Genomic DNA, 17,752 nt, shown 5'->3' with positions numbered 1-17,752 from the left:
CTAAGTTCTCCATTCAATAAATTTCATGGCTATCCGTAAAAAATCTTGATACTGCTGCTCTGGCACGCGATTTTTTTCCTCAAGCATATTTCTAATTTCGGGTTTTAAATGAAAGCCGGGGCAACAAGCCTCGTAAAATAAAAATGACCGAATTAACGGTTCTTGAGTGAAACCGAGGAAGAGAATATATTGAAATGCGTCTTCTAAGCGCTTATTCAATGTTTCGAGGTTCTGTAGTTTATCTAAATGGCGTTTATAAAAATCAGCACTCACTTGAGTTACATAATCACTCTGTTCAATATTTTGAATTTTCTTTAATTGTTCTTCGCTAAACTGCATTTAAACCGCCTCCTTGTAATGCATAAAATCGTCCTTCAAAACGGTAATACCATGCAATGAGCGGCGTGGTTATTTCATTGAATTGTTCGGTTGTTAGAACTTGAGGCATATTGTGGGTTACGCGAGGATCATAAAAGCGAAATAAAGTGGTTTGACCATCAGGCAAACTCACATTAAGTCGTTCAGAGAAGTGAGTCGCCAATTTCTCAATTGATGAGTCACTGACTAGCCATGATAGTGCCGGCGATTCAGTTTCTAATTGAATTAAATCTGCAAGTAAATCACTTCGTTTGGACACGTCAATTAACCACGGACCTGCCCATGCAATTTCCGAATCTGGACGTTGTTTAAAGAGTGAACTTACGGTTCCATAACGACTCTGAAGTTCTTGATCAAAGTAACGTTCATATTGTAAACCACAGGTCAAACAATAATGCTTTGCATCAGGATAACGTTCAAAATAGTTAAAAATAGGATGCGGATTATGCATTTATCATTATCCTTCTCGAACAACAAGCATTTGGCCTGATTCAGTTGCTTTCATTAAACAACTAATACAGATTTTATTGGTTATCACGGGAGGGATAGTTGAAGCTGTTTCTGGGGAGGCTGACCCACTTTCATCGCTATAGCAGTCCTGAATTGAGTTAATAAATCGTGCATGGCAAGGACATGAGCTCATACTTTCAAGCGTACCCGCTACTTTTCGCCCTTCATCCCAAACACTATTACAGCCACCGATAATATAAAAGGGACCAGAATGTTTGCCACAACTGACCATATCGCCTTCACGAGCACCAGCAACACCGTACCATTGCATGGTATTGTCTCCCGTTAATATTTGTCCTCCACAGTGGTTCTATCACCAACCCGTAAAAAATATCCTATTGCCATAATCTATCCTCATCCATAACTGAGGAACGATTATTTTACACTTAAGTCAAATTTTCAATGATTAAATCAAACTTCCACTTATTTATGCGACTAAATGTATTATCTTCCAGAAACATGCTCGGCCTTTTTTGTGTCATCACCCACAGCGCCTTATTCAATTTGATGTCGCCATCAATACCATTCACCGAGCGAGTACGTACTCGCTTACCTTTTGCATTTCGCCCCGATAATCCGCCTTTAATTAAGACAAGTTATGATATTAGGGCAAGCAGGTTGATGCAGAAGCAAGTTGAGATAACACCGTTATTGAACATTTTTTGGTAGTTTGAAATACGATTGGCGACTAAAAAATCGTACATTTCACTCGGAAAAAGATGAAAGAGGATGTCATCGTGTATATGCGTTATTGCAACTTAGAAAGGCTTCATACTGTAAATAATGGGCTATTGTCAGTTGAGTACGAAAGAAATTCCTTCAGAAAAGTATCCTGATTTAGTTGTGCACAATACATTGATTGCGGTTGAGCTGAGTTGATGTCCGTTGAATTGAAAATGGCTTAATCGCTGGTTATAAGGGATTAGTTGAGTTTTGTGGAGTTGTATTGAACTTGAGTGGCGGAAGATCACAGGAGTCGAACCTGCCCGGGACCGCTGGCGGCCCCAACTGGATTTGAAGTCCAGCCGCCCCACCAGGGACGATGATCTTCCTTTTCAGAAATTGGAGGATAATACGGGTATGATTATACCTTGATTAATTACGCTTCTGAACCCTTATCACGCCAATTAATGCCATTAATAACGAAATAGACGTGGCAAAAATACAGTATGCTGACATTGAAGTCATATTTTATGCCCCCATTATAGTTTTATGATGCTTACAATTCGGGGCTATCTTTTGCTATTGTCAGGGCGATAGCGATAAGTAATCAAAGTACCCATTGTCTAGTATGAAATATCAATAAAATGAATTCGTCTATATGGCCTGAAGGCGGTATAGCCATCAATCACAGGATGTTTATATGACAAACCCATTATTAAGCAACGCCATTCTCCCTCTTTTTTCTGCGATTGAGCCGCAACATGTCGTTCCCGCGGTAGAGCAAGTTTTAGCCGACTATCGTCAAACGGTTGAAAATATTCTGTCTAAGAATGATCAATATACTTGGGATAATCTATGCCAGCCACTAGAAGAAGCCAGCGATAAACTGTCTCGCGTATGGTCACCTGTCGGTCATCTCCATTCGGTTAAAAATAGTGCCGAACTACGTGCTGAATACGAGAAAAGCCTGCCATTACTGTCTGAATTCAGTACATGGTTAGGTCAAAATGAAGATCTTTATCAAGCCTATAAATCATTGAAAGAAAGTGATTCATTTGCTCATTTAACACAACCACAGAAAAAATCGATAGAAAATACTCTGCGCGATTTTGAACTGTCAGGTATCGGTCTGCCAGTAGAGAAGCAACAGCGTTATGGTGAGATAGTCGCTCGCCTCTCTGAACTAAGCTCTAAGTATGGCAACAATGTACTGGATGCCACCATGGGCTGGTCAAAATTGGTCAAAGATGAGCAAGAACTTGCAGGTATGCCAGAAAGTGCAATTGCCGCAGCGAAAGAAATGGCGGCAGCAAAAGGCGAAGAAGGCTATTTATTAACCTTAGATATGCCAAGTTATTTACCTGTTATGACCTATGCAGATAATAGCGAATTGCGTCGTGAAATGAGCTATGCATACAGCACCCGAGCGTCAGATCAAGGGCCTAATGCCGGTAAATGGGATAACAGTGAAATTATGGATGAACTGTTAGCTTTACGTCATGAACTAGCTCAATTGCTCGGATTTACTAATTACGCTGAAAAATCTCTAGCCACTAAGATGGCTCAATCACCAGAGCAAGTGCTGGACTTTTTGAATGATCTGGCGAAACGTGCACATACGCAAGGCGAGCAAGAAGTTGCTGAGCTAACCGAGTTCGCTAAAACCCATTATGGAGTAGAAAAACTCGAATCTTGGGATATTGCATACTATAGCGAAAAACAGAAGCAGCATAAATTTTCATTAAGTGATGAACAACTGCGTCCCTATTTCCCAGAGCAGCGAGTGATTGAAGGGCTGTTTGAAGTGGTTCACCGCATCTATGGATTAACCGCGAAAGAGCGTAAAGATGTCGAGACCTGGCATCCTGATGTACGTTTCTTTGAGCTATATGATGAAAGCAATATTTTGCGCGGTAGTTTCTATCTCGATTTATATGCACGCGAGAATAAACGCGGCGGCGCATGGATGGATGACTGTGCGGGCAGAATGCGCCATCAAGATGGTACGCTGCAAAATCCTGTCGCTTACCTCACTTGCAACTTTAATAAACCTCTCGGCGATAAACCTGCGCTGTTTACTCATAATGAAGTTACCACGTTATTCCATGAGTTCGGCCACGGTTTGCATCATATGCTGACTCAAATCGATGTCGCGGATGTCGCGGGTATCAATGGGGTACCATGGGATGCTGTAGAATTACCTAGCCAGTTTATGGAAAACTGGTGCTGGGAGCCTGAAGCGCTAGAGTTTATCTCCGGCCATTATGAAACGGGTGAGCCTTTACCGCAAGAAATGCTCGATAGCATGTTAGCGGCAAAAAACTATCAATCTGCCATGTTTGTATTGAGACAACTGGAATTTGGTCTGTTTGATTTCCGCTTACATGCTGAGTTTGACCCAAGCAAAGGCGGGCAAGTAATGTCAACACTGCAAGCGGTTAAACGTGCAGTCTCTGTAGTTCCATCACCAGAATGGAGCCGCTTCCCACATGCCTTCAGCCATATTTTTGCTGGCGGTTATTCTGCCGGTTACTATAGCTATTTATGGGCAGATGTATTGGCCGCTGATGCCTATTCTCGTTTCGCTGAAGAAGGCATTTTTAATCGCCAAACTGGGCAGTCATTCTTAGATAATATCCTTAGCCGTGGAGGCTCAGAAGAACCGATGGTGCTGTTTGAACGCTTCCGCGGCCGTAAACCTGAGTTAGATGCCATGTTGAAGAGTTACGGTATTAATGGCTGATCCAATCAAGATCCAGTTGATCTGTGAAGAGGGTGCCGATCACGGCACCTTATCCGCTTTAGCTGAAAAATGGCAGCTAATCCATGACCCCAACGCATTGATGGCATTGGTTTTAACCACTGAAAATTTACAACTCCGCAAAATGGATGAGCCAAAACTTGGTGGGATTTTTGTCGATTTTGTCTCTGGAGCGATGTCGCATCGCCGAAAATTTGGCGGTGGACGCGGTGAGGCTGTCGCCAAAGCAGTAGGTATCAAGAAAGGTTTTATTCCCAGCGTCGTAGATGCAACTGCGGGATTAGGCCGAGATGCCTTTGTATTAGCGGCTTTGGGCTGCGAAGTGAGAATGCTTGAGCGTCATCCTGTAGTCGCCGCACTTCTCGATGATGGCTTACAACGCGGTTATGCCGATGCAGAAATTGGTGGCTGGTTAAAGCAACGCATGACACTGATACATGCGTCGAGTATCGATGCGCTGTTAGAAATAACTCCCGCGCCTGACGTAGTGTATCTCGACCCAATGTATCCACATCGACAAAAAAGTGCGCTGGTAAAAAAAGAAATGCGCGTCTTTCAATCGCTTGTTGGTGCCGATAATGATGCGGATGCATTACTTGAGCCTGCGATCAATCTCGCAAAACGCCGTGTCGTCGTTAAACGTCCAGATTATGCAGAGCCATTAAACGGCAAAGCAGCAGAGGCAGCAATTACCACCAAAAGTCATCGTTTTGATATCTATCCATGCATTAAATAATGACAGCGAAGGGCTTGTTGTAAAATAAATTACTCAATAAATCATTTTTAACCTATTGAGCTATAATCTATTTTATCTTGCCCTTTCGCCGGTATTTTCAATCTAAAGACACGTTAACGCTATAGAACACCTTGGCCTAACATCGCATCAGCCACTTTAACAAAGCCCGCAATATTCGCGCCCTGTACATAGTTAGTCTGCTTAGACTCGCCACCGTATTCGACACAATGGGTATGAATATCGAGCATAATATGATGTAAACGCGCATCCACTTCTTCCGATCTCCAGCTTAAGCGCGCTGCATTCTGCGCCATTTCAAGACCAGACGTCGCAACACCGCCAGCATTTGCCGCTTTACCCGGAGCAAACAATACGCCCGCCTCAATAAAACGTTCAGTCGCTGGAATAGTGGTTGGCATATTTGCACCTTCAGCTACAGCTTTAACACCATTTTTTATCAGTAGCTCAGCAGCGTCTAAATCTAATTCATTTTGCGTTGCACAAGGCAAGGCGATATCAACAGGCACGCACCAAGGTTGCTGGCCTTCAAGATATTTGAGGCCAAATTCTTTGGCGTAATCAGCAATACGGCCATAATTATTTTTGATCTCTTCTAAGCGCGCTAATTTTTCTGCAGTAAAGCCTTCATCATCAACCACTGTGCCGTTAGAATCTGATGCAGTCACCACTTTTGCACCTAGTGCCATGCTTTTCTCGATAGCATACTGAGCCACATTACCCGAACCAGAAACGGCAACACGCATGCCGTCAAAACCTAATCCATGGCGTTTTAACATCGCATCAGTAAAATAAATCAGACCATATCCTGTCGCTTCAGGACGGATTAAGCTACCACCAAAAGACAACCCTTTCCCCGTGAAAACGCAAGATGTATTATTGGAGAGTTTTTTCATCATCCCCGCCATAAAGCCGACTTCACGGCCTCCGACACCAATATCCCCCGCAGGAACATCAGTATCAGCGCCTAAATGGCGATAAAGCTCGGTCATTAATGCTTGGCAAAAACGCATGACTTCACCGTGGCTTTTACCTTTAGGGTCAAAATCTGATCCCCCTTTAGCGCCGCCCATCGGCAAAGTCGTTAATGCATTTTTCAGCGTTTGCTCAAATCCTAAAAATTTTAGAATCGATAAATTGACCGAAGGATGAAAACGCATCCCACCTTTAAACGGCCCAATCGCAGAACTGAACTGCACCCGCCATGCGCGGTTAACCTGTACTTTTCCATGGTCATCAACCCAACAAACTCGAAATTGAATCACACGTTCAGGTTCAACCATGCGTTCTAATAGCGCCTGTTCGCGATATTTAGGATTTCTTTCTAAAAAAGGCCATAGAGAGGAATAAACTTCTCGCACCGCTTGTAAAAATTCAGGCTGCTGAGGATCACGTTTTTGTACTGATTCTAAAAATGTCGATAAGGATAGAGCCGGGGTCATATTGACTTCCTTTTTTAAATTACTGATGTGATGTGTCTCACTTTCTCTTTATCATTATTGTTGGGAAATGTGAGGTTAATATTGGTTTGCCTATTGAATATATCACCGATTTGTATTCATACTTCAAGAAGTTTTTTTACAAAATGACAAAAAAAAATTCTTAACCATTCTATCTCAAGCTCAAGAAAGTATATTTTAAGCAAAAAAAATGCCTGCATAAGCAGGCACTTTTAGCGAATAATTTTGCAAATACGTTAAACTGAATTATTCTTCGTCGTCTTTTAATGGCACAATCAGCATATCCACATGAACTGTATTAATAAGTTGGCGTGCTGATGACATCAATTTACTCCAAAAATCTTGATGATGGCCACACACGACTAAGTCCATATTATATTTTTTAATCGCATCAACCAAAACCTGGCCTAAATCACCACTGCCACTCAACGTTTCTTGAATTTCATAATCCGCATTTTCTGAAAGATTTTTTAACGCATTACGAGTTTCATCGGTGATACGTTGCTGCATATCGCCCAAGTTGACATCAATCAAACCGGTATACAAATCTGAATAATTCACATCAACATGGATCATGGATACTTTGGCCCCGTACGGTTTTGCCATAGAGACGGCTTTATCCAGCAAAACTTGGCTTTCTGGTGATAAATCGACCGCGACGAGAATATGTTTGTAAGCCATAAAGTAAACTCCTTCCGAATGCTGATTATCTAGATGAAGAGGAATATTTATACCCCACATCCTGTATCTAATGAATACTATACCTGTTAATTATCATAATAGAGTGTCGTATTGATCACAGATTAGCGTTATATCAATACAATCTTCCTTACCCTAAATAACATACCTTAAATTTTCTCTTCCTGACATAATTTTAGTATAAAAATCAGAATATTGATTATTTTTCTTCATCAGCATAAATACGCGAATAAATTCCACGGTCTATCGACTCTTTATATGATTGGTATGTAACCGCTTAACGATTGCGGAAACACTACTAAATTACATTTGTAAGTAAACACTAACTAAATACTCAGGCTCAATTTTAAACCAGACCAATTATCGTGCAATTCGCTGTTCAAATTGAGCAGAGAGATATAATATCTTGCTCATAATATCAGCAATCATTCATCCTAGCGTGGTTAAAAATAATAGCGTGGTTTAATTGATTGAATCTCAGAGATCGTAAGGGTTTACGGAGGATATCATGTTCAGTTCAAACATCCTGTTTTGGGCACTACTTATCCTATTGCTTATCAATATGCTGCGGTATTTTTCATCGGTTCGTGCGCTGCTGTTTATTCTGCGCCAATTTGACCCGCTGCTTTATCATTCGGTTAATGGAAATGGATTTTTTACACTAACAGGTCCGCTAACCAAGCAATTAAGATTAGTCAGTTATATTAATCATCGCCTGTATTATGATCACCATCATCCAGATGTAGTGCTACGCTGTGAACGAATTCGCAAACAATTCATACTAATGAGCCGATTGAGTATTTTTATACTGGTAAGCCAGATTTATGAGTTTATCACGGCTTAAAGATAGATAATCTATGAAGATAAATCATCGATATACTAAAAAAATGACAAAAAAATAGTGATGACCGAAACCGATCATCACTATTTTCAAAGTGATAAGACGAAACTTAAATAAATTGTAATGCTAACCAATAAAGACCACCGGACAATAAAATTGAGACCGGAAGCGTTAATAGCCAAGCTAACAAAATACTTTTTATCGTTTTACTCTGAACACCGCCACCATCAACAACCATTGTTCCTGCAACCGCAGATGACAATACTTGAGTGGTAGACACTGGCATACCGGTGTAACTTGCCACACCAATAGAAACCGCTGCGGTTACCTGCGCAGAAACCCCCTGAGCATAGGTCATACCTTTCTTACCGATTTTTTCACCGATAGTGACAGCAACACGTTTCCAACCAAACATTGTACCGATAGACAATGCTAAAGCGACAGCAATGATTATCCATAACGGCGCATATTCAACAGTATGTAATAAATCTTTGCTCAATGTTTTTAAGAAACGAGCGTCTTCAGCAGACGTTTCTGGCAATTTAGCCACAGCATTTGATGTATCAGAAATACACATCAATAGACGGCGCATCTTAGTACGTTGTTCCGGAACTAATTCACTGTAGTTCTGGACACCTTCCAGCATTTTTTCAGTTTGATTTAACACAGCCACAGTACGTGAGCTATCGCAATGGAATTTTTCTTCCGTATCAAACTCAGCAGACACTGGCGGAGTATTTTCTATCGCATGGTCTAACGCAGGTTGATGTGTCTCATAGTATTGTTGCAAATGGACAACAGCATCATAAGTTTTGGCAATGTCATATCCACTTGCATTCATGTTTACCATGAACCCAGCCGGAGCGACACCAATCAAAACTAACATGATAAGACCAATCCCTTTCTGCCCATCGTTTGCTCCGTGAGAGAAGCTAACGCCGATAGCCGATAAAATTAAGGCTGTACGTGTCCAGAAAGGTGGTTTTTTCTTACCATCTTTTTTCTCTCGTTCTGCCGGAGTCAGGTGAATACGTCGACGTTTCTTAGAGCCACTCCAGTAGCGCCGTAAAACGAAGATCATAATCCCTGCAATCACAAAACCAATTGCCGGAGATAAAATCAGAGAGAGGAAAATGCTGACCATTTTTGGAATATTCAACGCATCAACGATTGATGAATCAGTCACTACCGCATTGACTAAGCCAACCCCGATAATCGCACCAATCAGCGTATGTGAACTGGATGCCGGCAAGCCGAAATACCAAGTTCCTAAATTCCAAATAATAGCAGCCAGCAATAGTGAGAACACCATCGCAAGCCCGTGAGCAGAACTCACGTTGAGTAGCAGATCGGTGGGTAAGAGATGAACAATTGCATAAGCAACACTCAGCCCCCCCAGCAATACGCCGAAGAAGTTAAACACACCCGCCATAACAACGGCAAATTGCGCGCGCATAGCTCGGGTATAAATAACTGTAGCTACCGCATTTGCGGTATCATGAAAGCCATTAATAGCTTCATAAGCAAGCACAAAAACAAGTGCCAGTACTAAAAATAGACCGGTATATAAATCCAGGCCAGTAAACAGATGTAACATAGACGTTAAGCCATTTTGGTTGGACATGAACGCGGCGCATTATCAGTGACAAACGCTAGCGGTGGAAGCAAAATCTACCCTTTTTTTGATTTAACTACTCACTCTAATTATCATACATAGCAACTATTCCTTATATTTCAACAGATTAAACTAAATAAAAAATTTATTAATTTTTAGCGTAAAATTGATGAAAATAGTTCTTCAGGTGATTTAGAGCCATTCGTTTTTTTGGCGAGTTTACTCAATTATAATAGCTCCTGAATACTTTTCATCTGATTATAGAGAAAATAACGTGGAAAAATACGATGTCGTCATTTTAGGAGCCGGCGCTGCGGGCTTGTTTTGTGGCGCTCAAGCCGGCAAGCAAGGGCTAAAAACACTGATTTTAGATAATGGTAAAAAAATAGGTCGAAAAATTTTGATGTCCGGAGGTGGCCGCTGTAATTTTACTAATATGTACATCGAGCCCGCAGCTTATCTATCGCATAATCCTCATTTTTGTAAGTCAGCACTTGCTCGCTATACGCAATGGGATTTTATCGAATTAGTTAATAAATATGCCATCCCATACCATGAAAAAACTTTAGGCCAACTATTCTGTGATAATAGCGCGCAAGATATCGCGGATATGCTCAGCAGCGAATGCACTAAAAATGGCGTTACAATACAGTTAAGAAGTGAAATAACTCACGTCGAAAAACAAAACGAGCAATTCATTGTTACAGTGAACAATAAAAAAGTAAGCAGTCACTCACTTGTGGTAGCAACGGGCGGTTTATCAATGCCTGGTTTAGGCGCTACCCCTTTTGGCTACCGATTAGCTGAACAGTTCGGCCACTCTATTTTGCCCACTCGTGCAGGGCTCGTTCCATTTACCTTACATAAGAATCTACTTGATCAATTACAAGTGCTATCGGGAATTTCAGTGCCTGCAACCGTCACAGCAGCGAATGGAACTCTGTTTAAAGAGAATATTCTGTTTACTCACCGCGGGCTATCTGGTCCAGCGATTTTACAAATATCGAGTTATTGGCAGCCAGGAGAGTATGTAAGTATTAACTTACTTCCAGAAATCGCTCTCGATAACTTTCTTGTCCGTGAGCGCCAAGAGCATCCCAATCAGAGCGTAAAAAACACTTTATCTAAATTATTACCAAAACGTTTTATTGAAATATTGCAAACGCTTAAGCAAATTCCAGAGGGTACACTTAAACAATTAAATCCAGCGCAGCAGCAGACACTCTGTGAAACACTACACCACTGGCAGGTACAACCTAATGGTACCGAGGGCTATCGCACAGCGGAAGTTACACTCGGTGGTGTTGATACCCGAGAACTCTCCTCGAAAACAATGGAATCGTTAAAAACAGCAGGATTATATTTTATCGGTGAAGTCGTCGATGTCACTGGCTGGCTCGGAGGATATAATTTTCAATGGGCATGGAGCTCAGCATGGGCATGCGCTCAAGCATTAGCCACTCCATCAAAGGCAACTTCTGCATAATCCGCACCAAACCCATTATCTAAATAAAAATAATAAAATAGCCGGACAATATTCGGCTATTTTTAATGCAATAATTAATAAATAACCGATTAATAACCTTACGCTTTATATTCTTAATCTACTGATTAAAAAAGATATTTTGATAAAAATTTCTCTTTTTAACTATAGCGTTCAATAAGTTACAATTATTTTGATTATTTATTCAATTCTATTTATAAAAAAACCTTTACAGATGATAGTGAGAACTATTATCATCATTCCACTTTCTGCGATTCGATAGCTGAATTAAAGGAAGTACGACATTGCTCACATTGCTTCCAGTGTTTAGTTTAGCCAGCCTCCGTGCTGGCTTTTTTTTTGCTTTTTACTTAATCATCTCATTCAAATTTTTTGGATCTTACCGTCAATTGCTCCTACTTCTCTATTTCTCGCTATCGGATACACTCCTCTTAAGCAAAATAAGAGAGGTTAACGATGATTTATCTACGTAAAGCAAATGAACGTGGCCATGCCAATCGCGGCTGGTTAGATAGCTGGCATACTTTCTCTTTTGCAGATTACTATGATGAAAATTTTATGGGATTTTCTGCGCTTAGAGTCATTAATGAAGATATCATCGCCGCAGGAAAAGGGTTTGGTAGTCACCCGCATAAAAATATGGAAATCCTAACCTATGTATTATCTGGTACGGTTGAGCATCAAGATAGCATGGGTAATAAAGAACAAATTGTTGCCGGTGAATTTCAAATTATGAGCGCAGGCACCGGGATCCGCCATTCAGAATATAATCCACACGATGATCAACCATTACATTTATATCAAATATGGATTCTACCTGCTAAAAATGACCTTCAGCCTCGTTATGAGCAGCGTCGTTTTAACTCGATTAATGGAAAACAGCTGGTGTTATCCCCTGATGCAGTAGAAGGCTCATTACGCGTATTTCAGGATATGCGACTGTGGCGCTGGGAACTTAGTGCAGATAAAACACATAATTATACGATAGCAGAAAATCGTTCAGTCTGGATACAAGCCGTTAAGGGAAGAGTAACAATCAATCAATATATTATTGAGAGTGGCGATGGCTTAGCTATTAGCCAAGAAGATCTACTAGAAATCAGCGCGTTAGATAATCATAGTGAGATTCTACTGTTCGACCTTCCGCCTAACTAATCAATCGCCACTAAAAAGGCACTGTAGATTCACAGTGCCTGATGACCTACCGTATCACTAAATTAGAAATAACCTAATTTTACAATTTTGGGCCGGCTTTAATTAATGCTTGTCCCGCCGGGGTATCGGTATATTTATCGAAGTTTTTAGTGAAACGATCGGCTAAATCTTTGGCCTTTTCTTCCCACTCATCTTTATTTGCATAGGTATCACGCGGATCAAGAATACGAGGATCTACGCCCGGCAGTGATGTCGGAATGGCTAAATCAAAAATAGGCAGCGTAATAGTGTCTGATTTTTCAATCTCACCGTTTAAGATGGCATCAATAATCGCTCGGGTATCTTTAATTGAAATACGTTTACCCGTACCATTCCAGCCGGTATTGACTAAATACGCTTTCGCGCCAGCAGCTTCCATACGTTTAACTAATACTTCAGCATATTGAGTTGGATGTAAGGATAAAAATGCAGCGCCGAAACATGCAGAGAAAGTTGGCGTTGGCTCTGTTACACCGCGCTCAGTACCAGCCAGTTTGGCAGTAAAACCAGATAAGAAATGATATTGAGTTTGTTCAGGGGTTAAACAAGAAACCGGAGGTAATACTCCAAAAGCATCAGCCGTTAAGAAAATAACTTTAGTCGCATGACCGGCTTTAGAGATTGGTTTAACGATGTTTTCAATATGATAGATTGGATAAGATACGCGTGTATTTTCAGTTTTAGACCCATCATCAAAATCAACGGTTCCATCGGCTAATACAGTCACGTTTTCTAATAATGCATCGCGACGAATAGCATTGTAGATATCTGGCTCTGCTTCTTGGGAAAGATGGATAGTTTTTGCGTAGCATCCACCTTCAAAGTTAAACACTCCATCATCATCCCAACCGTGTTCATCGTCACCGATTAACTTACGTTTTGGATCGGTTGAAAGTGTTGTTTTACCGGTTCCTGATAAACCAAAGAAAATGGCTACATCGTCTTTCTCACCGACGTTAGCAGAACAATGCATTGATGCGATGCCTTTTAGTGGCAGCAGGTAGTTCATCATTGAGAACATACCTTTTTTCATTTCACCACCGTACCAAGAGCCACCAATCAGTTGTATGCCTTCAGTTAAATTGAATGCCACAAAATTTTCAGAATTCAAGCCCTGCTCTTTCCAATTCGGATTAGTACATTTTGCACCGTTCATAACGACAAAATCAGGTTCAAAATTAACTAACTCTTCGTCCGTAGGACGAACAAACATATTTTTGACAAAGTGAGCTTGCCACGCAACTTCTGTTATAAATCTAACTTTAAGTCGGCTATCCGCATTTGCACCACAAAATGCATCAACTACAAATAAATGTTTATCGGACAGTTGTTCGGTTACCAGATGTTTCAACGCAGTCCAGACTTCTTGAGTCATGGGCTTATTATCGTTTTTGCCTTTCCCCTGATCAGCCCACCAAACAGTATCACGCGTAATATCATCACGAACGATATATTTATCTTTTGGCGAACGACCGGTAAAAATACCGGTATCAACAGCAACAGCGCCCAGAGTTGTCACAGTACCGCGCTCATAACCTTCTAATGTTGGTTTTGTTTCTTCTGCAAACAAAACTTCATAACTAGGGTTATAAACAACCTCTGTTACACCATGAATGCCATACTTTTCCAGATCCTTAGGGGTAATGCTTTTCGCGCTCATCATATTGCTCCTGGATTTTCATAACTAAACTGCCGACGATCATAAATCTTTACGACTAATTAACAGCGATAATTATCAAAGAATTGAAAATATATAATTTTTTTTAATCCATTCTGGGACTCAGAGCACGAAAATCATGATATAAACCATTAAAAAAAGGCGCTAAATAGCGCCTTGTTCACAAAAATAACTTGCTTAATCGTATCAGTGAAGTTGCTGATTTATATCTCGTTTTAATCCTTTAACATCGGATTCTAAAAATATATAGTGACTACCACAAAATTCACACTCGATATCAATTTTGCCATCTTCTTGCAAAATTTGATTAACATCTTCATCCGGTAAAGAAACTAAAGTACTTTCACAACGTTCGCGCGAACAAGTACAGCTAAATTCTATCGGCTGAGGATCATACAGTGTGACATCTTCTTCATGATATAAACGATGCAGTACTTCTTGAACATCCAGAGTACACAACTCTTCGCCTTTAATCGTTGCCGTCAATTGTACCAGATGATCGAACATCTCATGACTTTCATCATCGGCAGCCGGTAAAACTTGCAATAACATCCCACCGACAGCAGGTTGTCCATCGACTTCACAAGAACGAATAAATAAACGCGTAGGCAGTTGCTCAGATTGACGAAAATAATTGTCAATACAATCAGCAACCGTATCACCATCAAGAGCAACAACCCCTTGATATCGTTCACCTTTAGTCGGTGTGATAGTAATAACCATATAGCCATTACCCATCATTTGTTTCAACGAGCTGCCTTCAACCACAGGGCCATCGATACGCGCCACACCGCGCATCTGCTGTTGGTTATTACCATTAATTACCGCTAATTTTACCGGACCATCACCTTGAATCTGAACGGTGATATCACCATCAAACTTCAGCGTAGCGGTTAATAAGCTTGTCGCGACTAATAATTCGCCCAGCAACTTTTTTACAGCCTGCGGATAATCATGATTTTCTAAAATTTGATGAAAGGTTTCACTTGCCGAGACAACTTCCCCGCGAACGGAATGTCCTGCAAAAATAAAACGGTGGAGTTGATCATGTTTAGCCATAATATCTCTCTTTGCTACAGCCATCCTTCAAGATGACTCATTGGAATTTTTGTGTTTGATTTTAATCAGTGTGCGGCGCTCTTTTTTATCCGGACGGCGTTCGGGATGAGGCATGGTTAACACATTCATTTTTCGCGCTATAGCCATTTTTTCGCGCTGATTAATACTCTCTTCAGTTTCTCGGTACAGTTGCTGTGCTTCTGGCGCACTTCTGCGCTGACCACTGACTGATAATACTTCAATAACACGCTCATCATTGCCTTGGCGCAGCTTTATCAGCGCATGACATTCAACCAGTTTTCCCGGCTTGGTTCTCTGTCCATTATAATGAACTTTACCGCCATCAATCATATCTCTAGCCAATGAACGCGTTTTATAAAAACGCGCGGCCCACAGCCATTTATCTAAACGGACAGATTCAATATTTAACTGAGTTTTCATGAGACTCCCCGACTCAAAATCACTTATCAGGCAAGGCAGAGACTATCATAACCCGCGCTATTAACGCCAACGGATGGGAGGATAGGCTGCATTAAAACAATTATCATAATATTGTTGAATATTACGTAATCGCTTCTTGTTAAGTCTGATTCGATTAATGACTAAAAAACCATTCAGTAGTGCACTGCCAATTAAAATTAAAAATAGCAATGTACTTCCCATATAGCGCGTCAATGTAGTGGTATCTGGCTCACTGTGCAGGATAATATGGCGAGTTCCATTTGCATCTAATGACAAGTGTGTAATGATGCCTTGGGTTTCAAACGGCGTATGCATTAAAATATCAGATAACCGCTGTAACTCATGCCAGCGTTGTAACGGCGTCATTTCATTCATGTTATTTGACGAGATAAAATCCACCAGCGGTTTTCCCTCGTCGCTGATCAACAATACCCCCCCGGGAGGTGGACTGTTTAATCTAACTGACGCTTTCTCAACTTCTTGCCTGATGTATTTATATGTGGTGGCTTCGATCAGCTTTTCCAAGGTCTCAGCACTTCCAGTACGTAAAATTACATTCGAATTTTTCAACTTACCTTGTTTAGCTTCAGAAACTAACGATAACCAATCGCCTTTACTAGTCAGGTTGGTCAGTGCATTTTTTAATTTTTGGCAGTCATTATTCTGTGGGCACAATTGATTAGTTTTTAAAATAATTTCTGAAAAATCATCCAGAATATTCATTCCTGATTTCAGAATTTCTTCATGCAACTGAGGATTAACATTTCGATCTTCGTCATTGATAGGATGCAATTGCCGCTGTATCTCAGCTAATAAGCTTGCTGCCGTATCGACCACCGTAGATTCAGGCATCGGTAAAGAATTTAAGTTATTCCAATAAATCCCCGAGCAATCAAACGGAGAAAATTGAGCTTCTCCCGCCGCTGCTAAATTCGGTGGCATATAACACATACCAACACCTTTTGCGCTTAATGAATCGCCGACTTTTAGCGGCAAGGTTTCTAGCTCAGTAAAATTACTTACCTCAATAGTGTCAGTTCCGGATAACCACGTGAGTCCTAATTTTAACGGCAAGTTTATCGGGCTATAAACCAGCATAAGCATTAAAACCAACATACTCCCTATCATGATCAACATATTTTTTCCGTATTTTCTATACGGAAAATAGCGCTCTTCTTCATTCAACGATAAATATTGGCCTTGGCGCAATACCTGCCCATTAGGATACATATCAATATTGGTAGCTTGGTTTAATTCATAATGAATATAAGGTGCCCAATGCGGTGGATAAATAAGATCGACACTGCCTAACGAGATATTTGGCGCCTGTTTCTCATTAAACTCACCAAACAATTCCCAACGCTTAGGCTTTCCTATAATGCACTGTACGTCTTGATATTTTCTCGGCGTTAACCGTAGATGAAATAAACAGAAGATACTGACGATAAACAGTAATTCTGCCCCGATCATCAGCCAATGTGACAATATAGGGATCGCTGTCAACGCAAAAAAACAAAATAAAAAACTGACACAGAGTAATCCCGCACCTATCCATCCTGAAGATTGATGTAAGCGGTACTCTTCTGGGGTTTCTTTGCGGATTTTCACCACTTTAATCGTTTGCTGCCCGCCTTCTTGAATCGCTGCCGGTTCAGGTAACGCCATGGTGGCAGGCAACGATACGGGTAATTCTCGCATTAAATCTTTTATCGAGACGTTATTAACCGAAATAATTAAAGGTAAGTGGTTGGTATCCACCACCTCCATAACATTTTGCTGTTGCAGGTAAGGTTCAAGTTGATAAGGAAGATGAACTTCAACAGTATCAATAAAATAGCGCCAAGTATGATGTTTATCATTATGCAGATTAAACCGAGTTACCGAATTACATACCGTGGTAATAACCGCATGCTTTCTAACAATACTAATAGGTTCTTGATAAGAGACCGTAATTTTCGATTTATCATGTTTGTTAATCGGTTGATGATCTTGTAAATATTGATTTACCACATGATATTCTGAATCAGCTATCTTACGAAATGAAGGTGTTGCTTGTGAGGGAATACTGTAGATACCATGATGCCGCCTCCCTTTAAAAAACAGTAAGAAAGCCATTATACAGAGACTGATTATAATAATAGTCAAGATAATGAGGTAGTTGATCATTTTATCCC

Annotated in this window: 15 protein-coding genes, 1 tRNA gene and 1 pseudogene; 5 read left to right on the top strand and 12 right to left on the bottom strand. The window is 40.7% G+C overall.

Translation table 11 applies throughout. The features are described from left to right. The 5 genes and pseudogenes from MNY66_RS00425 to MNY66_RS00405 all read right to left on the bottom strand — a co-directional run bounded on the left by MNY66_RS00425 (position 1) and on the right by MNY66_RS00405 (position 1,940). Entirely contained in the window at positions 1-339 is a 339-nt protein-coding gene (locus MNY66_RS00425; RefSeq protein WP_241501216.1) for a hypothetical protein, read from the bottom strand. Then, positions 329-829: a DUF4123 domain-containing protein gene (locus tag MNY66_RS00420; protein ID WP_241501215.1), complete on the bottom strand. Its 501-nt coding sequence runs from the start codon at positions 827-829 to the stop codon at positions 329-331. Before MNY66_RS00420 ends, MNY66_RS00425 begins: the two co-directional genes overlap by 11 nt. A gap of 6 nt (positions 830-835) precedes the next feature. Continuing rightward, positions 836-1,159, bottom strand: coding sequence for a PAAR domain-containing protein (locus MNY66_RS00415; RefSeq protein ID WP_241501214.1), 324 nt, complete (start codon positions 1,157-1,159; stop codon positions 836-838). A gap of 115 nt (positions 1,160-1,274) precedes the next feature. After that, positions 1,275-1,478, bottom strand: a pseudogene (locus MNY66_RS00410) (hypothetical protein); the annotation flags it as partial. A 367-nt stretch (positions 1,479-1,845) separates the two neighbouring features. Beyond that, positions 1,846-1,940, bottom strand: a tRNA-Sec gene (locus MNY66_RS00405). 311 nt (positions 1,941-2,251) lie between these two features. On the opposite strand from MNY66_RS00405, the gene prlC reads away from it, so the two are divergent. After that, the gene (gene prlC / locus MNY66_RS00400) at positions 2,252-4,294 is read left to right on the top strand and encodes an oligopeptidase A (RefSeq protein ID WP_241501213.1); all 2,043 of its coding nucleotides are present in this window, start codon (positions 2,252-2,254) and stop codon (positions 4,292-4,294) included. After that, a complete protein-coding gene (gene rsmJ, locus MNY66_RS00395; RefSeq protein ID WP_241501212.1) occupies positions 4,287-5,048 on the top strand; it encodes a 16S rRNA (guanine(1516)-N(2))-methyltransferase RsmJ in 762 nt (253 codons plus the stop codon). Before prlC ends, rsmJ begins: the two co-directional genes overlap by 8 nt. Positions 5,049-5,167: 119 nt before the next feature. Here rsmJ and gdhA read toward each other — a convergent pair whose 3' ends face one another. Beyond that, complete coding sequence (gene gdhA, locus MNY66_RS00390) at positions 5,168-6,508, bottom strand: NADP-specific glutamate dehydrogenase (RefSeq protein ID WP_047257405.1); 1,341 nt, start codon at positions 6,506-6,508, stop codon at positions 5,168-5,170. 264 nt (positions 6,509-6,772) lie between these two features. Beyond that, on the bottom strand, positions 6,773-7,207 hold the full coding sequence (uspA, locus tag MNY66_RS00385; protein WP_047257404.1) for a universal stress protein UspA: 435 nt from the start codon (positions 7,205-7,207) through the stop codon (positions 6,773-6,775). A gap of 526 nt (positions 7,208-7,733) precedes the next feature. Between uspA and uspB the strand changes: the two genes are divergently transcribed. Continuing rightward, positions 7,734-8,069, top strand: coding sequence for a universal stress protein UspB (gene uspB / locus MNY66_RS00380; protein ID WP_241501211.1), 336 nt, complete (start codon positions 7,734-7,736; stop codon positions 8,067-8,069). Positions 8,070-8,175: 106 nt separating this feature from the next. Here the strand turns inward: uspB and pitA are convergent, their stop codons facing one another. Continuing rightward, positions 8,176-9,663 (bottom strand): inorganic phosphate transporter PitA, encoded by a 1,488-nt coding sequence (pitA, locus tag MNY66_RS00375; protein ID WP_047257402.1) that lies wholly within the window; start codon positions 9,661-9,663, stop codon positions 8,176-8,178. Between the two features lie 292 nt (positions 9,664-9,955). On the opposite strand from pitA, the gene MNY66_RS00370 reads away from it, so the two are divergent. After that, positions 9,956-11,167: a BaiN/RdsA family NAD(P)/FAD-dependent oxidoreductase gene (locus MNY66_RS00370; protein WP_241501210.1), complete on the top strand. Its 1,212-nt coding sequence runs from the start codon at positions 9,956-9,958 to the stop codon at positions 11,165-11,167. Between the two features lie 474 nt (positions 11,168-11,641). Continuing rightward, a complete protein-coding gene (locus MNY66_RS00365) occupies positions 11,642-12,340 on the top strand; it encodes a pirin family protein (protein ID WP_047257400.1) in 699 nt (232 codons plus the stop codon). Positions 12,341-12,419: 79 nt separating this feature from the next. Here MNY66_RS00365 and pckA read toward each other — a convergent pair whose 3' ends face one another. The 4 genes from pckA to MNY66_RS00345 all read right to left on the bottom strand — a co-directional run bounded on the left by pckA (position 12,420) and on the right by MNY66_RS00345 (position 17,744). Continuing rightward, positions 12,420-14,039: a phosphoenolpyruvate carboxykinase (ATP) gene (pckA, locus tag MNY66_RS00360; protein WP_241501209.1), complete on the bottom strand. Its 1,620-nt coding sequence runs from the start codon at positions 14,037-14,039 to the stop codon at positions 12,420-12,422. 204 nt (positions 14,040-14,243) lie between these two features. Next, positions 14,244-15,116, bottom strand: coding sequence for an Hsp33 family molecular chaperone HslO (gene hslO, locus MNY66_RS00355; RefSeq protein ID WP_047257398.1), 873 nt, complete (start codon positions 15,114-15,116; stop codon positions 14,244-14,246). A gap of 27 nt (positions 15,117-15,143) precedes the next feature. Then, positions 15,144-15,557 (bottom strand): ribosome-associated heat shock protein Hsp15, encoded by a 414-nt coding sequence (hslR, locus tag MNY66_RS00350; RefSeq protein ID WP_047257397.1) that lies wholly within the window; start codon positions 15,555-15,557, stop codon positions 15,144-15,146. Between the two features lie 60 nt (positions 15,558-15,617). Beyond that, on the bottom strand, positions 15,618-17,744 hold the full coding sequence (locus tag MNY66_RS00345; protein WP_047257396.1) for an IgaA/UmoB family intracellular growth attenuator: 2,127 nt from the start codon (positions 17,742-17,744) through the stop codon (positions 15,618-15,620). Positions 17,745-17,752: the final 8 nt, after the last annotated feature.

The sequence above is a fragment of the Moellerella wisconsensis genome (genome assembly GCF_022592395.1).
Classification (GTDB): Bacteria; Pseudomonadota; Gammaproteobacteria; order Enterobacterales; family Enterobacteriaceae; genus Moellerella; species Moellerella wisconsensis.
This window is presented reverse-complemented; position numbering and strand designations above follow the sequence as displayed.

Excerpts from the sequence above, each read along its gene's own strand:
- MNY66_RS00425 (WP_241501216.1), bottom strand. The coding sequence starts at position 339 with ATGCAGTTTAGCGAAGAACAATTAAAGAAAATTCAAAATATTGAACAG.
- MNY66_RS00420 (WP_241501215.1), bottom strand. The coding sequence starts at position 829 with ATGCATAATCCGCATCCTATTTTTAACTATTTTGAACGTTATCCTGAT.
- MNY66_RS00415 (WP_241501214.1), bottom strand. The coding sequence starts at position 1,159 with ATGCAATGGTACGGTGTTGCTGGTGCTCGTGAAGGCGATATGGTCAGT.
- prlC (WP_241501213.1), top strand. The coding sequence starts at position 2,252 with ATGACAAACCCATTATTAAGCAACGCCATTCTCCCTCTTTTTTCTGCG.
- rsmJ (WP_241501212.1), top strand. The coding sequence starts at position 4,287 with ATGGCTGATCCAATCAAGATCCAGTTGATCTGTGAAGAGGGTGCCGAT.
- gdhA (WP_047257405.1), bottom strand. The coding sequence starts at position 6,508 with ATGACCCCGGCTCTATCCTTATCGACATTTTTAGAATCAGTACAAAAA.
- uspA (WP_047257404.1), bottom strand. The coding sequence starts at position 7,207 with ATGGCTTACAAACATATTCTCGTCGCGGTCGATTTATCACCAGAAAGC.
- uspB (WP_241501211.1), top strand. The coding sequence starts at position 7,734 with ATGTTCAGTTCAAACATCCTGTTTTGGGCACTACTTATCCTATTGCTT.
- pitA (WP_047257402.1), bottom strand. The coding sequence starts at position 9,663 with ATGTTACATCTGTTTACTGGCCTGGATTTATATACCGGTCTATTTTTA.
- MNY66_RS00365 (WP_047257400.1), top strand. The coding sequence starts at position 11,642 with ATGATTTATCTACGTAAAGCAAATGAACGTGGCCATGCCAATCGCGGC.
- pckA (WP_241501209.1), bottom strand. The coding sequence starts at position 14,039 with ATGAGCGCGAAAAGCATTACCCCTAAGGATCTGGAAAAGTATGGCATT.
- hslO (WP_047257398.1), bottom strand. The coding sequence starts at position 15,116 with ATGGCTAAACATGATCAACTCCACCGTTTTATTTTTGCAGGACATTCC.
- hslR (WP_047257397.1), bottom strand. The coding sequence starts at position 15,557 with ATGAAAACTCAGTTAAATATTGAATCTGTCCGTTTAGATAAATGGCTG.
- MNY66_RS00345 (WP_047257396.1), bottom strand. The coding sequence starts at position 17,744 with ATGATCAACTACCTCATTATCTTGACTATTATTATAATCAGTCTCTGT.